General features: G+C 72.0%; 16 protein-coding genes and 1 tRNA gene. 15 read left to right on the forward strand and 2 right to left on the reverse strand.

Annotated features, from left to right (window positions below; translation table 11 throughout):
- Nucleotides 1-101 precede the first annotated feature (101 nt).
- From OG982_RS25605 to OG982_RS25640, 8 genes are all read left to right on the forward strand, one after another.
- Nucleotides 102-1,796: an ATP-binding protein gene (locus OG982_RS25605; protein WP_266949285.1), complete on the forward strand. Its 1,695-nt coding sequence runs from the start codon at nt 102-104 to the stop codon at nt 1,794-1,796.
- Nucleotides 1,797-1,831: 35 nt separating this feature from the next.
- Nucleotides 1,832-2,263 (forward strand): roadblock/LC7 domain-containing protein, encoded by a 432-nt coding sequence (locus OG982_RS25610; protein ID WP_266791709.1) that lies wholly within the window; start codon nt 1,832-1,834, stop codon nt 2,261-2,263.
- On the forward strand, nt 2,260-2,688 hold the full coding sequence (locus OG982_RS25615; protein ID WP_266782748.1) for a DUF742 domain-containing protein: 429 nt from the start codon (nt 2,260-2,262) through the stop codon (nt 2,686-2,688). Before OG982_RS25610 ends, OG982_RS25615 begins: the two co-directional genes overlap by 4 nt.
- Nucleotides 2,666-3,313 carry an ATP/GTP-binding protein gene (locus OG982_RS25620; RefSeq protein WP_266782746.1) on the forward strand — a complete coding sequence of 216 codons (648 nt, stop codon included), beginning with the start codon at nt 2,666-2,668 and terminating at the stop codon, nt 3,311-3,313. The genes OG982_RS25615 and OG982_RS25620 overlap by 23 nt, the downstream gene beginning before the upstream one ends.
- On the forward strand, nt 3,310-3,858 hold the full coding sequence (locus OG982_RS25625) for a GAF domain-containing protein (RefSeq protein ID WP_266782744.1): 549 nt from the start codon (nt 3,310-3,312) through the stop codon (nt 3,856-3,858). The genes OG982_RS25620 and OG982_RS25625 overlap by 4 nt, the downstream gene beginning before the upstream one ends.
- 80 nt (nt 3,859-3,938) lie before the next feature.
- On the forward strand, nt 3,939-4,295 hold the full coding sequence (locus OG982_RS25630) for an MmcQ/YjbR family DNA-binding protein (protein ID WP_266782742.1): 357 nt from the start codon (nt 3,939-3,941) through the stop codon (nt 4,293-4,295).
- 101 nt (nt 4,296-4,396) lie between these two features.
- A tRNA-Pro gene (locus OG982_RS25635) sits at nt 4,397-4,470 on the forward strand.
- 161 nt (nt 4,471-4,631) lie between these two features.
- Nucleotides 4,632-5,993, forward strand: a complete 1,362-nt coding sequence (locus OG982_RS25640) for a phosphatase PAP2 family protein (RefSeq protein WP_266782740.1) — start codon at nt 4,632-4,634, stop codon at nt 5,991-5,993.
- 7 nt (nt 5,994-6,000) lie between these two features.
- Here the strand turns inward: OG982_RS25640 and OG982_RS25645 are convergent, their stop codons facing one another.
- Nucleotides 6,001-6,624, reverse strand: coding sequence for a LysE/ArgO family amino acid transporter (locus tag OG982_RS25645; RefSeq protein WP_266782738.1), 624 nt, complete (start codon nt 6,622-6,624; stop codon nt 6,001-6,003).
- Between the two features lie 69 nt (nt 6,625-6,693).
- Here OG982_RS25645 and OG982_RS25650 point away from each other — a divergent pair, with 69 nt between their 5' ends.
- On the forward strand, nt 6,694-7,602 hold the full coding sequence (locus OG982_RS25650) for a LysR family transcriptional regulator ArgP (RefSeq protein WP_266791707.1): 909 nt from the start codon (nt 6,694-6,696) through the stop codon (nt 7,600-7,602).
- Between the two features lie 22 nt (nt 7,603-7,624).
- Here the strand turns inward: OG982_RS25650 and OG982_RS25655 are convergent, their stop codons facing one another.
- Nucleotides 7,625-8,128: a pyridoxamine 5'-phosphate oxidase family protein gene (locus tag OG982_RS25655; RefSeq protein WP_266782736.1), complete on the reverse strand. Its 504-nt coding sequence runs from the start codon at nt 8,126-8,128 to the stop codon at nt 7,625-7,627.
- Between the two features lie 76 nt (nt 8,129-8,204).
- Between OG982_RS25655 and OG982_RS25660 the strand changes: the two genes are divergently transcribed.
- The 6 genes from OG982_RS25660 to OG982_RS25685 all read left to right on the forward strand — a co-directional run bounded on the left by OG982_RS25660 (nt 8,205) and on the right by OG982_RS25685 (nt 13,517).
- Complete coding sequence (locus tag OG982_RS25660; RefSeq protein ID WP_266949287.1) at nt 8,205-8,819, forward strand: cysteine hydrolase; 615 nt, start codon at nt 8,205-8,207, stop codon at nt 8,817-8,819.
- Between the two features lie 18 nt (nt 8,820-8,837).
- A complete protein-coding gene (locus OG982_RS25665; RefSeq protein WP_266782732.1) occupies nt 8,838-9,683 on the forward strand; it encodes a HipA family kinase in 846 nt (281 codons plus the stop codon).
- Nucleotides 9,680-10,063: a DUF3037 domain-containing protein gene (locus OG982_RS25670; protein WP_266782730.1), complete on the forward strand. Its 384-nt coding sequence runs from the start codon at nt 9,680-9,682 to the stop codon at nt 10,061-10,063. Before OG982_RS25665 ends, OG982_RS25670 begins: the two co-directional genes overlap by 4 nt.
- Before the next feature lie 144 nt (nt 10,064-10,207).
- Nucleotides 10,208-10,969 carry a 3-oxoacyl-ACP reductase FabG gene (fabG, locus tag OG982_RS25675; protein ID WP_266782728.1) on the forward strand — a complete coding sequence of 254 codons (762 nt, stop codon included), beginning with the start codon at nt 10,208-10,210 and terminating at the stop codon, nt 10,967-10,969.
- A gap of 20 nt (nt 10,970-10,989) precedes the next feature.
- Nucleotides 10,990-11,781 carry an SDR family oxidoreductase gene (locus OG982_RS25680; RefSeq protein WP_266782726.1) on the forward strand — a complete coding sequence of 264 codons (792 nt, stop codon included), beginning with the start codon at nt 10,990-10,992 and terminating at the stop codon, nt 11,779-11,781.
- A gap of 152 nt (nt 11,782-11,933) precedes the next feature.
- Nucleotides 11,934-13,517 carry an ABC transporter substrate-binding protein gene (locus OG982_RS25685; protein ID WP_266782724.1) on the forward strand — a complete coding sequence of 528 codons (1,584 nt, stop codon included), beginning with the start codon at nt 11,934-11,936 and terminating at the stop codon, nt 13,515-13,517.
- The last annotated feature ends 27 nt before the right edge of the window (nt 13,518-13,544 follow it).

Raw genomic sequence — 13,544 nt, forward strand, 5'->3', positions numbered from 1 at the left:
CTAGCGTGGGTATCCGGTGATCAACACCGGACCCGGGAAACGCTCACCGGCCACCGCCGCGAGAGCCCCGGGATCCGGGACCCACGTACCGAGGACCCCAGATGTCCGGACTCCGCACCGCCCGCCACGCCCCGTCGAGACACGCCGTCACCGGTCCCGGGCGGCAGATACGTCCCCAGCTGGTCCGCGCCGCCGTACTGCCCACGCTCGCCGCCGGGCTCAGCGGCGCGGCCGCCGTGATCTTCACCCTCCAGCTCGGCGGCGGCGCGGGGGAGCGCGACGCCCGGCTGTGGCCCGTCCTCACCGGCTGCGCCCTGCTCGTCGTCGGCGCGCTCGCCGCCGCCCTGCTCGGCGCCCAGCGCTCCGCCAAGGCCGTCCGCGACCGCTGCGAGGCGCTGCGCCGCTCCAGCGTGCGCGGCCGCCAGGAACTGCGGACGGCCGCCGAGCGGCTGGAGCACGGGGAGACGCCGGCCCGCCCGGTGCGCGGGGGCGCGTCCCGGCCGGACGGCGACCCCTCGGCGGTGGACGAGTTCTGGCTCCTCGCGCAGGAGCTGCGCGGCGCCCGCGAACAGGCGCACACCACCCTCGTCCGGCTCGCCGCCCCGGTCGCGCCGTCCGACAGCGACCGCAAGGTCGAGGTCTTCGTCAACCTCGCGCGCCGGCTCCAGTCCCTCGTCCACCGCGAGATCTCGCTGCTCGACGACCTGGAGGACACGGTCGAGGACCCGGACCTGCTCAAGGAGCTCTTCCACGTCGATCACCTCGCCACCCGGATCCGCCGCCACGCCGAGAACCTCGCCGTGCTCGGCGGCGCCGCGTCCCGGCGCCAGTGGACCCGGCCCATCGACCTCAGCGAGGTGCTCCGCTCCTCGGTCGCGGAGGTCGAGCAGTACACGAGGGTCAAGGTGGTGCCCCCAGCGGGCGGCACCGTGCGCGGCCACGCCGTCGCCGACGTGGTGCACCTGCTGGCCGAACTCGTCGAGAACGCCACGGTCTTCTCCGCCCCCGACACCGATGTGGTGCTGCGCGCCGAGCGGGTCACCGCCGGGATCGCCGTCGAGGTGGAGGACCGGGGGCTGGGCATGCCCGCCGCGGAACAGCACCGGATGAACGCCCTGCTCGGGGACCCCGACCGGTTCGACGTCCGGCACCTGCTGGCCGACGGGCGGATCGGCCTGTTCGTCGTCTCGGCGCTGGCCAGGCGGCACGGGATCGCCGTCGAGCTCAAGTCCAACATCTACGGCGGGGTGCTCGCCGTGCTGGTACTGCCGCAGGACCTGCTGGGCGCGGAGGCGCCGAGCGCCGCCGACGTGCTCGGTGGGTCGCGGGCCACCTCGTGGACCGCCGGTGAGCCTCTCGACGCCCCGCCGCTGGAGCCGGTACGGGTGACCCCGCCGCGGCGGGAGCCGGCGGGCCCGGGGTACCCGTCCGACCCGGGCCCGGGGTACCCGTCCGGCCCGGTGCCGGTGCCGGTGCCGGGGCCCGGAGCCGGGCCACCGGCTCCGGCCTGGGCGGAGTCCGTTCCGCGCACGGGCAGCCGAGGCGACGTGCTCGCGGAGCCCACGGGGCTGGACCTGGGGTCCGCGGGCGCGATGCCCGGGCCGTCCGCTTCCCCCGCGGAAGGCGACCGGCCGCCGCTGCCCAAGCGCCGCGCCCAGGAGCACCTCGCGCCACAGCTGCGCGACACCCCCGCCCCGCGCCGGACGGCGGACCCCGAGCCACCGGTGCACGACCCCGGCCTCATGGCCGCCTTCCAGCGGGGCTTCGGCCTCGCCCAGTCGGAGAACCAGGCATGACCATGACCTCTCACCCCAGCAAGGAGCGCACCCTCATGGGCGGCGATGTGGCGACCACGACCAGCCGGCTCTCGGATCTCGACTGGCTGCTCAGCGGCCTGGTCCAGCGGGTGCCGTACACGCGCAGCGCCGTGCTGCTCACCGCCGACGGCCTCGTCACCTGCGTGCACGGCCTCGACGCCGACAGCGCCGACCACCTGGCGGCCCTGGCCTCCGGGCTCTACTCGCTCGGCCGGAGCGCCGGATCCCGGTTCGGCGACGGCGCGGAGGTCCGGCAGGTCGTGGTCGAACTCGACACGGCCCTCGTCTTCGTGTCGGCCGCCGGATCCGGGACGTGCCTGGCGGTCCTCGCCGACCGGGAGGCCGACGCGGGCGTCCTCGGCTACGAGATGGCGATGCTGGTCAAGAGCGTCCGACCGTACCTGGCGGCCCCGCCGCGGCGCCCCGTCGCCGACGTGGGGCGATGAGGGCCCGGGCGACGGGGGCGCACGGATTCGGCGCGACGGGGCGGGACACGCCGTGGCTGGACGACTCGGCGGGCCGCATGATGCGCCCGTACACGGCGAGCGGCGGGCGGACCCGGCCGGCGGTCGCGCTCGATCTGCTCTCCCTGGTGACCGCGACCGGCGTACGCCCACGCGCGCCGCTCGGCGCCGAGCACACCCTCGCGCTACGGCTGTGCGCCGGCGCGGCGGCGGTCACCGTCGCCGAGGTGGCCGGGCAGCTGCGGCTCCCGGCGGTGGTGGTGAAGGTGCTGCTGGCCGACCTGATGGAACACGGAGCCGTGATGGCGCAGTCACCGCGCTTCCCCGGCGGCGGCACCGGCTCGTTCGCCGCCGATGACCAGACTCTGCTGCGGGCGGTGCTCGATGGCTTACGCAAACGGCTGTGACAGCCGCCCCGAAACCCTGCCCGCGACCTTGAAGATCCTGGTCGCGGGTGGGTTCGGGGCGGGGAAGACCACGTTCGTGGGCGCGGTGAGCGAGATCGAGCCGCTGTGCACGGAGGAACTGCTCAGCGGCCTGAGCGAGACCGCCGACCCGCTCGACGGGGTCGAGGCGAAGACCACGACGACAGTCGCGCTGGACTTCGGCCGGATCACCCTGGACGAGCGGCACGTCCTCTACCTCTTCGGCACACCCGGGCAGGAGCGCTTCTGGTTCCTGTGGGAGGAGCTGTGCGCGGGCGCGCTCGGGGCGGTCGTGCTCGCCGACACGCGCCGCCTGGCCGACTGCTTCCCGGCCGTCGACTTCTTCGAGCGGCGCGGGATCGGCTTCATCGTCGCCGTCAACGAGTTCGACGGCGGGCACCGCTACACGGCCGAGGAGGTCCGCGAGGCGGTGGGGCTAGGCCGGGAGGTGCCGGTCGTACGGTGCGACGCGCGGCTGACGAGCTCCGGGACGGCGACCCTGGCCGCCCTGGTCCACCACCTCCTGACCATGAGGCCGCCGGCCCCGGCGTACTCCACGAACCCGATGAACTCAGAGATGTCTCCGGACCCGGGGGAACCGATATGACGTACTACGAATCGACCGGACACCTGTTGCTCACCCCGGTGGACCGGGAGGCGCCCGAGCGCGTCGTCCGGCTGCGCGAACTGGGCTTGGGGGAGCGGCCGGACACCGAGCTCGACCTGTTCGCCCGGCGGGCCGCGCAGACGCTCGGCGCCCCGTACGCGGGGGTCAACTTCATCGGCGAGGAGCGGCAGTTCTTCGCCGGTCTCCACCACGACCCGGACGCCCCGGCGAGCGGCTACCCGGCCCGGTCCCTGGCCCGGGACCACGGCTACTGCCCGCACGTGGTGGTGCGGCGGCGGGCGCTGGTGCTGGAGGACGTGCGGGACTTCGCGCGCTTCGCGGGGAACGCGGTGGTCGACGAGAGCGGGGTGCGGTCGTACCTGGGGGCACCGCTGACGGACCGGCGGGGCATCGTCCTGGGAACCGTGTGCGCGGTGGACGGGGTGCCGAGGCGGTGGGGGACGGACGGGCTGGCGACGGTGAAGGCCCTGGCCGTCGATCTGGTGGCGCTGCTCCACGAGCGGGAGGACCGGCGCGGCCGGTGACCGCCCGGCGGGCCGTTGTCGGTGCCGGGGTCTACGGTCGCAGGGGAGGTCGCACGGGTGACCGGAGAGGAGTCGCGGGGATGGCCACGACGGCGCAGGACGTCCGGGCGATCGCGCTGTCGCTTCCGGACAGCAGCGAGAAGCCGGCCTGGGGCATGCCGACCTTCCGCGTGGGCGGGAAGATCTTCGCCGCCCTCGGGGACGACGACACCTCGATCGGGGTGAAGTGCCCCAAGGAGGACCGCGCGGAGCTGATCGCCGCGGAGCCGGAGAAGTTCTTCGTACGGGAGGGCCACGACGACAACTACGCGTGGCTGCGGGTCCGGCTGAAGGCGGTGTCGGACGCGGCGGAACTGCGCACGATCCTGACGGACTCCTGGCTCCAGGCGGCCCCGAAGCGCCTCGCCGCGGCCCACCCGGAGCTCACCGCCGACTGACGCCGCCAACGGGCACCGAAAGGTGCGCGCGACCACCCCGCGAAGTGCGGTATTGTTCTCCTGCGCGTTCAACCAGGGGAAACCCCCAGGTCAGCGGGCATCGGGACGTGGCGCAGCTTGGTAGCGCACTTGACTGGGGGTCAAGGGGTCGCAGGTTCAAATCCTGTCGTCCCGACTGTGCATGGAGCACGTCGGAGGCCGTTCTCTCATCCGTGAGAGGGCGGCCTTTCGTGCGTCCCGGGCCGTTCTCCGTACCCGCCCTCAGTGAAACGCAGCCGCTCCGCTAGCATGTTCGAGTTAACACGATCATGTTGAAACATATACATCGGCTGAAAATTGATATCTAAGGCATCGCGAGTTCCCTCGCGAACGGGTGGCGGAGCCGGGTTCGCCACGTGGCGTCAACCACGGGTCCTGCTGTGGGCCGCGGTGAGTGTGGTTGCCTTCGGATTCCTCATCGCGCTGGAGATCGCCGCGCGCCACTACGGCGAGCGGGGCCCGATCGCCGACCAGGCGCGAGAGGTGATATTCGCCCCCAAGTCGGGGACGGTGCTGTACGCCAGCATGGCGTTGATGATGGTGGTGCTCAGCTGGCGCCAGCGCTTCATCGCGGTCGGTGCGGCGATCGGCATCGACCTCGTCTTCTGGGCCGTGCGGTCGGCGGTCGGCGCCGAGATGATGTTCGGCAACGGCGCGCTGTGGGTGACGTTGGCCTGCGCCGTCATCGCCGTCACGCGCCGGACCGGCCGGGAGCGCGCCCTGCTGCTGAAAGGCGTCGCGCTGGCCCTGTTGCTGGTGGCCGGCCGCAAGACGGGCTACACCTGGCTGCTGATCACGTCACAGACCCGTCCGATGGTGCTCGACCAGTACGTGGCGACCGCCGATCACGCGCTGGGCAACCCGTCATGGGTGGCGGGCCGGATCGTCGAGGCCACCGGCGCGATCGGCGCCCACGTTCTGGAGTGGGTCTACATCCAGCTCGCGGTGGGCGCGGTCATCGTCGCGCTGTACCAGCTGCGCCACGTGGCGGCCGAACGCCGCTTCCCGCGCCATCACCTGGTGCGCACGTTCCTCGTCGTCGGCCTGCTCGGTCCCGGCATCTACATGATCTTCCCGGTGGTCGGGCCGATCTTCGCCTACGGCGCCGACGGCGGGCAGTGGGCGCTGGCCGACCTGTGGCCGCACACGCCGTCGCCGGTCGGTGTCCCGCAGCCGATGCCCTTCAACGACTTCACCCCGCGCAACTGCATGCCCAGCCTGCACACGGCGTGGGCCACCGCGATCTTCATCCACTCCCGCAAGGGCCCGCTGGCCCTGCGCCTGCTGGGCACGTTCTGGCTGATCGCCACGCTCGGCGCGACGCTGGGCTTCGGCTACCACTACGGCGCGGACATCGTCGCCGGCGTCGTGTTCACGTACACGATCGAGACGGGGCTGCGCTCGCTCGACCGTGGCTGGGACCGGTCGGGAATCAAGCTGACGGTCTACGGCGCCGCGGTCTTCGTCGCGTTCTTGGTGTCGTTCCGCTTCCTGTCGACGGAGATGGCCGCCTACCCGTGGGTGTTCGGGCCGCTGCTGATTCTGGGGATGGCCTCGGTGGTCTACGGCCACGTGCGGATCACCAGGCTGTGGGAGCGCGAGGCCGTGTCTGCGCGGGTGCCGCAGCAGCGACGCGAAACGCAGCCCGAACTGGTCTGAGCCCGGCTCAGGCCCGGGCGAGGAGCATGCCGCCCATCGTGACCATCGTCGCGGCGACGAGGCCGTCCAGGACGCGCCAGGCCGACGGGCGGGCCAGGAGGCCGCTCAGCAGGCGGGCGCCGTAGCCCAGGGAGCCGAACCAGGTCAGGCTGGCCAGGGCCGCGCCGGCGCCGAAGGCCCAGCGCAGGTCGCCGCGGTCGGCGGCCAGGGAGCCCAGCAGCAGCACGGTGTCCAGGTAGACGTGCGGGTTGAGCCAGGTCATGGCCAGGCAGGTCAGCACCGCGCGGCGGCCGGAGCCGGGGGAGGCGCCGTCGGCGGTGAGGGCGGCGCCCGGGGCGGGGCGCAGTACCCGGCGGGCCGCGAGCACTCCGTAGCCGATCAGGAAGGCGCCGCCGGCGATGCCGACGGCGGTCAGGGCGGCCGGCCAGGCGGTGACGACGGCGCCGACGCCCGCGACGCCGAGCACGATGAGCAGCGCGTCCGAGAGGGCGCAGATGGCGACCACGGCGAGGACGGAATGCCGGCGCGCGCCCTGCCGGAGGATGAACGCGTTCTGCGCGCCGATGGCGACGATGAGGGAGAGGCCGGTGCCGAAACCGGCGAGTGCCGCCGTGATGATGCCGTGTGTCATGTGATCGACCGTAGGAGTGGGCGCGGCGACAGTACAGCTAAAGATTTTTACGTAGCATTAGCGCTCGTGATGGACGAGCTGCCGCTGGACCAGGTACGGACCCTCCTCGCGGTCGTGGACGAGGGCACCTTCGACGCGGCCGCCGCCGCCCTGCACGTCACGCCCTCCGCCGTCAGCCAGCGGGTCAAGGCGCTGGAGCAGCGCACCGGGCGGGTGCTGCTGATGCGGACCAAGCCGGTACGGGCGACCGAGTCGGGCCAGGTGGTGATCCGGTTCGCGCGTCAGCTGGCCCGGCTGGAGCGCGACGCGCGGGCCGAGCTGGGCATGGGTGCGGCGCAGGGGCTGGGGCCGGTACGGCTGCCGATCGCGGTGAACGCGGACTCGCTCGCCACCTGGTTCCTGCCCGCGCTGGCCCTGGTTCCGCAGGATCCGCCCGTCTGCTTCGAGCTGCACCGCGAGGACGAGTCCCATACGACCGCCCTGCTGCGGGAGGGGCAGGTGATGGCGGCGGTCACCTCCTCGCCGGACCCGGTGGCGGGCTGCACCGTACGGGCGCTGGGGCTCGCGCGGTACCTGCCGGTCGCGAGCCCCGGTTTCGCCGCCCGCCACCTCACGGGCGCGCTCGCGCGGGACCTTCGCGAGGCGCCTGTGATCGTGTTCGACCGGCGGGACGTCCTCCAGGACACCTTCGTACGGTCGCTGGCCGGCCCGGACGCCGAGGCCTCGCCCGCGCGCCACCACGTGCCCACCTCGGAGGGGTTCTGTGACGCGGTCGCCGCGGGGCTGGGGTGGGGGCTGGTGCCGCAGTCGCAGGCCGCCCCACTGGTGCGGTCCGGGGGGCTGGTGCTGCTGGCGCCCCGGCGGCCGCTGGACGTGCCGCTGTACTGGCAGCAGTGGAAGCTGGACTCCCCGGCGCTGTCGCTGGTGGCCGCCGTGGTCGCGCGGGCGGCGGCCGAGGCGCTGCTGCCGGCGGGCTGACGGGCGCCGCGGGTCGACACAGCTAGAGCTTTCGGAAGTCCCAGGACACGACCGACTCCGGGGTGAGGCGGATCCAGGCGTGCCGCCCGTCGTGGGGCATCTCCTCGATGCCGAAGTTCTTGACGGGGAAGATCCGCTCGGCCTCCGCCAGCTCCGGGCAGGGCTCGCCCGTCCGCGGGGCCTCGCCCACGAACACGGCGGTGCCGCGGAGCTCGACCCCGCGCAGTTCGTCGTAGGCCTCGCCCGCGTCCACGACCACCGAGATGCGGGGATCCTTGCGCAGGTCGGCCCAGCGGCGGCTGCGTGTGATCGAGTACAGCCACAGCGAGCGGCCGTCCCAGGCGAACCACAGCGCGCCCACGTGGGGGCGGCCGTCCGGGGAGACCGTCGCCACCCGGCAGGTGCGCTGCTCGCGCAGGAAGGCGTCCACTTCCTCCCCGGTCATCATGATGCGGCGGCCCCGCCGCTGCGGGGCGGCGGCCCCGGTCGTCCGCTCGCCGTCGTCGATCCCCTGGGTACCGTCCATCGGCTCCGCTCCTCTTCACATCTGACTGTGTGTCAGGAATCATGAGGGCTCTTCGGCCGCCACGCCAGGGGGATACATGCCGCACCTCGATCCCGCCACCACCGCGCTGCTCACCGTCGAGTGCCAAAGCGGCGTCGTCGGCGACGAGAGCGCCCTGCCCGAGCTGGCCAAGGAGGCCAGGGACTCCGGGATGCTGGCCCGGGTGGCCGCGCTCGTCGACGCCGCGCACGGAGCCGGCGTACAGGTGCTGCACGCGGTCGCCGAGCGGCGGCCGGACGGGCGCGGTGCCAACACCAACGCGCGGCTGTTCCGGGCCGCCGGAAAGCTGCCGGTGCGCCAGCTCACCGGGAGCCGGGCGGTCGAGGTCGCGGCGCCGATCGAGGTGGCCGAGGGGGACCTGGTCGTCCGGCGGCTGCACGGGCTGTCCCCGATGGCCGGAACCGATCTGGACCCGCTGCTGCGCAACCTCGGCGTCCGCACCCTCGTCGTCACCGGGGTCTCCTCGAACATCGCGATCCCGAACACGGTCTTCGACGCCGTGAACCTCGGCTACCAGGTCGTGGTCCCCTCGGACGCCATCACCGGGGTGCCCGCCGCCTACACCGCCGAGGTGATCCGCAACTCCCTCGCGCTGGTCGCGGCCATCACCACGGCCGAAGCGCTGATCGCGGAGTGGGCTTCGCCGCGCTGACCCCCGTAACCTGGGCGGATGTTGTCCGAAGTGATCGCGACCCGCTACGTCACGCCCTTGCGCGAGGGCGGCTCGCTCCCGGGAATCGTCGAGGCCGACGACCTCGGTACCTACGTCATGAAATTCACCGGAGCCGGCCAGGGGCGCAAGACCCTCGTCGCCGAGGTCGTCTGCGGCCGCCTGGCCCAGCACCTGGGCCTGCGGGTCCCGAGGCTGGTGCAGATGCAGCTCGACCCCGTCATCGGGCTCGGCGAGCCCGACCAGGAGGTCCAGGAGCTGCTCAAGGCCAGCGGCGGGCTGAACCTCGGGATGGACTACCTGCCCGGCTCGATCGGCTTCGACCCGCTCGCGTACCAGGTCGACCCGGTCGAGGCGGGGCGCGTGGTCTGGTTCGACGCCCTGATCAACAACGTCGACCGGTCCTGGCGCAATCCGAACATGCTGGTCTGGCACGGGGACCTCTGGCTCATCGACCACGGCGCCACCATGATCTGGCACCACAACTGGCCGACCGCCGAGGCCGCCGCCGCCAAGCCCTACAACGCCTCCGACCACGTGCTCGCCCCGGTCGGCCCGGACGTCGCGGCGGCCGCCGCCGCGCTCGCGCCCCTGGTGACCCGGCAACTGCTCGAAGAGGTCGTCGCCGACGTGCCCGACGAGTGGCTGGTCGACGAGCCGGGTTTCGACTCCACCGACGCGGTGCGCCGCGCCTACGTGGACGTGCTGCTGCCGCGCGCGGCCTCGATCCACGAGAGGATCTCGATGGAGGCCGAGGTGAAGGCGTCCTCGAAGCCGCCCGGGTGGCTCACCGACCATCTGACCGAATGGCCCCACAAGACCAAGAAGAAGAGCGGCAGCGAGTGACCAAGCGGGACGTGTTCGAGTACGCGCTGGTGCGCGTGGTGCCCCGGATGGAGCGCGGCGAGTGTTTCAACGCCGGCGTGATCGTCTACTGCCGGGCGCGGTCCTACGTCGCCGCCCGCACCCACCTGGACGAGGCCAAGCTCCTCGCCCTGGACCCCAAGGCCGACGTGGCCGGGGTGCGGGCCGCGCTGCGCGCGGTCGAGGGGCTGTGCGCGGGCGGCGAGAGCGCCGGCCAGGCGGCGGGCGACGAGCCGGGCCGCCGGTTCCGCTGGCTGGTCGCGCCGCGCAGCACGGTGGTCCAGCCGGGCCCGGTGCACACCGGTCTGACGGCGGACCCCGAGGCCGAAGTGGAACGGCTGCTCGACCTGCTGGTGCGCTGATCGCCGTACCGCCCGGAGCCCTGGGACCCGATGCCGTTGACACCGGGTGCCAGGGCTCCTAGCGTCTCCTCAGCTGAGGCTACTAAGCGGTTGCTCACCCATCGGGCGCCGCTGTTGAGGATTCCAAGGGCGAGGAGATCCAGCATGTCCACCACCGAGCAGCGCGTCGCGATCGTGACCGGGGCGGCCCGGGGCATCGGCGCGGCCACCGCCGTACGCCTGGCCGCCGAAGGCCGCGCCGTCGCCGTACTCGACCTCGACGAAGCGGCCTGCAAGGACACCGTGGAGGCGATCACGGCCGCGGGCGGCACGGCCCTGGCGGTCGGCTGCGACGTCTCCGACGCCGCGCAGGTGGAGGCGGCCGTCGAGCGCGTCGCGAGCACCCTGGGCGCCCCGACCATCCTGGTCAACAACGCCGGCGTACTGCGCGACAACCTGCTGTTCAAGATGAGCGAGACCGACTGGGACACCGTCATGAACGTGCACCTGCGCGGCGCGTTCCTGATGTCGAGGGCCTGTCAGAAGTACATGGTGGAGGCCAAGTTCGGCCGCATCGTCAACCTCTCCAGCAGTTCGGCGCTCGGCAACCGCGGCCAGCTCAACTACTCCGCCGCCAAGGCCGGCCTGCAGGGCTTCACCAAGACCCTGGCGATCGAGCTCGGCAAGTTCGGCGTCACCGCCAACGCCGTCGCCCCCGGCTTCATCGTCACCGAGATGACCGCCCAGACGGCCGCCCGCGTCGGGATGGGCTTCGAGGACTTCCAGGCCGCCGCGGCCACCCAGATCCCGGTGCAGCGCGTCGGCCGCCCGGACGACATCGCCAACGCCATCGCGTTCTTCACGGGCGAGGCCGCCGGCTTCGTCTCCGGCCAGGTCATGTACGTGGCCGGCGGCCCGCTCAACTGACGAGAGGCAGGCCCACGGCCATGACGGACAGCACCAGCACCAGCACCAGCAGCGCGGGCGGCGGCGCGGACAGCGGCAAGGTCGCGCTGATCACCGGAGCCAGCCGCGGCATCGGCTACGGCGTCGCCGAGGCGCTCGTCGCGCGCGGCGACCGGCTCTGCATCACCGGACGCAACGAGGAGGCCCTCAAGGAGGCCGTGGAGCGCCTCGGGGCGGACCGGGTGATCGGGGTCGCCGGGAAGGCGCACGACGAGGCCCACCAGGCCATCGCCGTGGAGCGCACGATGGAGGCCTTCGGCCGGGTCGACTTCCTGATCAACAACGCGGGAACCAATCCGGTCTTCGGCCCGATCGCGGACCTTGACCTCGGCGTCGCCCGCAAGGTCTTCGAGACGAACGTGATCTCGGCGCTCGGCTTCGCCCAGCGCACCTGGCACGCCTGGCAGAAGGACAACGGCGGGGCGATCGTGAACATCGCCTCCATCGCCGGCGTCTCCGCCTCGCCCTTCATCGGCGCGTACGGGATGAGCAAGGCCGCGATGGTCAACCTCACCCTCCAGCTCGCCCACGAGATGGCGCCGGGCGTCCGGGTTAACGCGATCGCCCCCGCGGTGGTCAAGACGAAGTTCGCGCAGGCGCTCTACGAGGGCCGCGAGCAGGAGGCCGCGGCGGCCTACCCGCTCGGCCGGCTCGGCGTCCCGGAGGACATCGGCGGGGCCGCGGCGTTTCTCACATCTGCACAAGCGGAATGGATCACCGGGCAAACTCTGGTCGTCGACGGAGGAATGTTCCTCAATGCCGGTGTCCACTGACCGATAATCGGACGCATTTGCCTCCCTGGGGGAGGCAAATGCGTACCTAATATGCACGAAATCGGTCAAGTGCCTCACGAAACCTGCCCATTGGATTTGGTGAGCACTGCGGTAGGGTCTGCCGCACCCCTGGCTGATCGAGGAGCGTGCACGTGTTCATCCGGACCAGATGCCTGCAGATCACTGCGGCCCTTGCGTCCATATCCCTGCTCGCCGGATGCGGCCTGCTGTCGGACGACAAGGGCGAAGCCGCTCAGAAGATCGTCGTCGGCACGACGAGCGCCCCGAGCACCCTCGATCCCGCGGCCGCCTGGGACGGTTCCTGGGAGCTGTACCGGAACGTCTACCAGACCCTGCTCGCGTTCCCCACGGGTGCCACCAAGCCCCAGCCGGACGCGGCCCAGAACTGCGAGTTCACCGACTCCGCCAGCGAGTCCTACCGCTGCACGCTGAAGAAGGGCCTCAAGTTCTCGAACGGGGAGCCGCTCGACGCCAAGGCGGTCAAGTACTCCCTGGACCGGATCAAGACCATCAGCCACAAGAACGGTCCCAAGGACCTGTTCGGCAGCCTGGACAAGATCGAGGCCCTCGACGCGCACACGGTCGTCTTCCACCTGAAGGCCCCGGACGCGACGTTCCCGTTCGTGCTCGGCTCCCCGGCGGCCTCCCTGGTCGCGCCGAAGGAGTACCCGGCCGACAAGGTGCGCGAGGACGGCAAGGTCGTCGGCTCCGGCCCGTACGTCCTCCAGTCGTACAAGGAGGGCAGCGAGGCGGTCCTCGCCAAGAACGAGAGCTACGCCGGTTTCGCGAACCGCAAGAACGACGCCGTCACCATCCGGTACTTCGCGGAGTCCAAGCAGATGGTCGCGGCGCTGAAGAACAAGGAGATCGACGCGACCTACCGAGGCCTGTCCGCCGCGGAGATCAAGGACCTCCAGAGCCCCGAGTCGCACAACGAGGGCGTCCAGGTCGTCGAGAACGTCGGCGCCGAGATCCGCTACCTGGTCTTCAACCCCCAGGACCCGCAGGTCAACAAGCTGCCGGTGCGCAAGGCGATCGCCCAGATCATCGACCGCGGGACGCTCGTCACCAAGGTCTACCAGGGCACGGCCGAGCCGCTTTACTCCATGGTCCCCAAGGGCGTCGTGGGCCACAAGACGCCCTTCTACGACACCTACGGCCACGCCGACGTCGCCAAGGCGAAGAAGACCCTCAAGGACGCCGGGATCACCCAGCCGGTGGACCTGACCTTCTGGTACACCACCGACCGCTACGGCGCCTCCACGGCGGACGAGTTCACCGAGATCAAGCGCCAGCTCGACGAGAGCGGCCTCTTCAAGATCACCCTGCGCGGACAGCCCTGGAAGACCTTCCAGGAGGGCTACAAGAGCGGGCAGTACCCGGTCTTCGGCCGCGGCTGGTTCCCCGACTTCCCAGACCCGGACAACTTCATCGCGCCGTTCGTCGGCAAGGAGAACGCGGTCGGCACCCCGTACGAGCCCGCCGAGATCCTCACCGACCTGCTGCCGAAGTCCCGCCGCGAGAGCGACCGCTCGGCCGGTGCCAAGGAGTTCGAGAAGGCGCAGGAGATCTTCGCCCAGGACGTCCGCCTGCTGCCGCTGTGGCAGGGCAAGCTGTACGTCGCCGCCCGCGAGGACATCGCCGGCGCCGAGCGGTCCCTGGACCCGCAGACCGCCATGCAGATGTGGGAGATGTACCGCAAGACCAGCTGGTAGCGGCCCCCGCCCGGCGGGCGGGTGGGG

Source organism: Streptomyces sp. NBC_01551 (genome assembly GCF_026339935.1).
Taxonomy (GTDB): domain Bacteria; phylum Actinomycetota; class Actinomycetes; order Streptomycetales; family Streptomycetaceae; genus Streptomyces.

What these genes read in the sequence shown, in the direction of transcription:
- OG982_RS25645 (WP_266782738.1), bottom strand. Translation starts at nt 6,624, where the DNA reads ATGACACACGGCATCATCACGGCGGCACTCGCCGGTTTCGGCACCGGC.
- OG982_RS25605 (WP_266949285.1), top strand. Translation starts at nt 102, where the DNA reads ATGTCCGGACTCCGCACCGCCCGCCACGCCCCGTCGAGACACGCCGTC.
- fabG (WP_266782728.1), top strand. Translation starts at nt 10,208, where the DNA reads ATGTCCACCACCGAGCAGCGCGTCGCGATCGTGACCGGGGCGGCCCGG.
- OG982_RS25660 (WP_266949287.1), top strand. Translation starts at nt 8,205, where the DNA reads ATGCCGCACCTCGATCCCGCCACCACCGCGCTGCTCACCGTCGAGTGC.
- OG982_RS25665 (WP_266782732.1), top strand. Translation starts at nt 8,838, where the DNA reads ATGTTGTCCGAAGTGATCGCGACCCGCTACGTCACGCCCTTGCGCGAG.
- OG982_RS25610 (WP_266791709.1), top strand. Translation starts at nt 1,832, where the DNA reads ATGGGCGGCGATGTGGCGACCACGACCAGCCGGCTCTCGGATCTCGAC.
- OG982_RS25680 (WP_266782726.1), top strand. Translation starts at nt 10,990, where the DNA reads ATGACGGACAGCACCAGCACCAGCACCAGCAGCGCGGGCGGCGGCGCG.
- OG982_RS25655 (WP_266782736.1), bottom strand. Translation starts at nt 8,128, where the DNA reads ATGGACGGTACCCAGGGGATCGACGACGGCGAGCGGACGACCGGGGCC.
- OG982_RS25625 (WP_266782744.1), top strand. Translation starts at nt 3,310, where the DNA reads ATGACGTACTACGAATCGACCGGACACCTGTTGCTCACCCCGGTGGAC.
- OG982_RS25615 (WP_266782748.1), top strand. Translation starts at nt 2,260, where the DNA reads ATGAGGGCCCGGGCGACGGGGGCGCACGGATTCGGCGCGACGGGGCGG.
- OG982_RS25620 (WP_266782746.1), top strand. Translation starts at nt 2,666, where the DNA reads ATGGCTTACGCAAACGGCTGTGACAGCCGCCCCGAAACCCTGCCCGCG.
- OG982_RS25650 (WP_266791707.1), top strand. Translation starts at nt 6,694, where the DNA reads ATGGACGAGCTGCCGCTGGACCAGGTACGGACCCTCCTCGCGGTCGTG.
- OG982_RS25630 (WP_266782742.1), top strand. Translation starts at nt 3,939, where the DNA reads ATGGCCACGACGGCGCAGGACGTCCGGGCGATCGCGCTGTCGCTTCCG.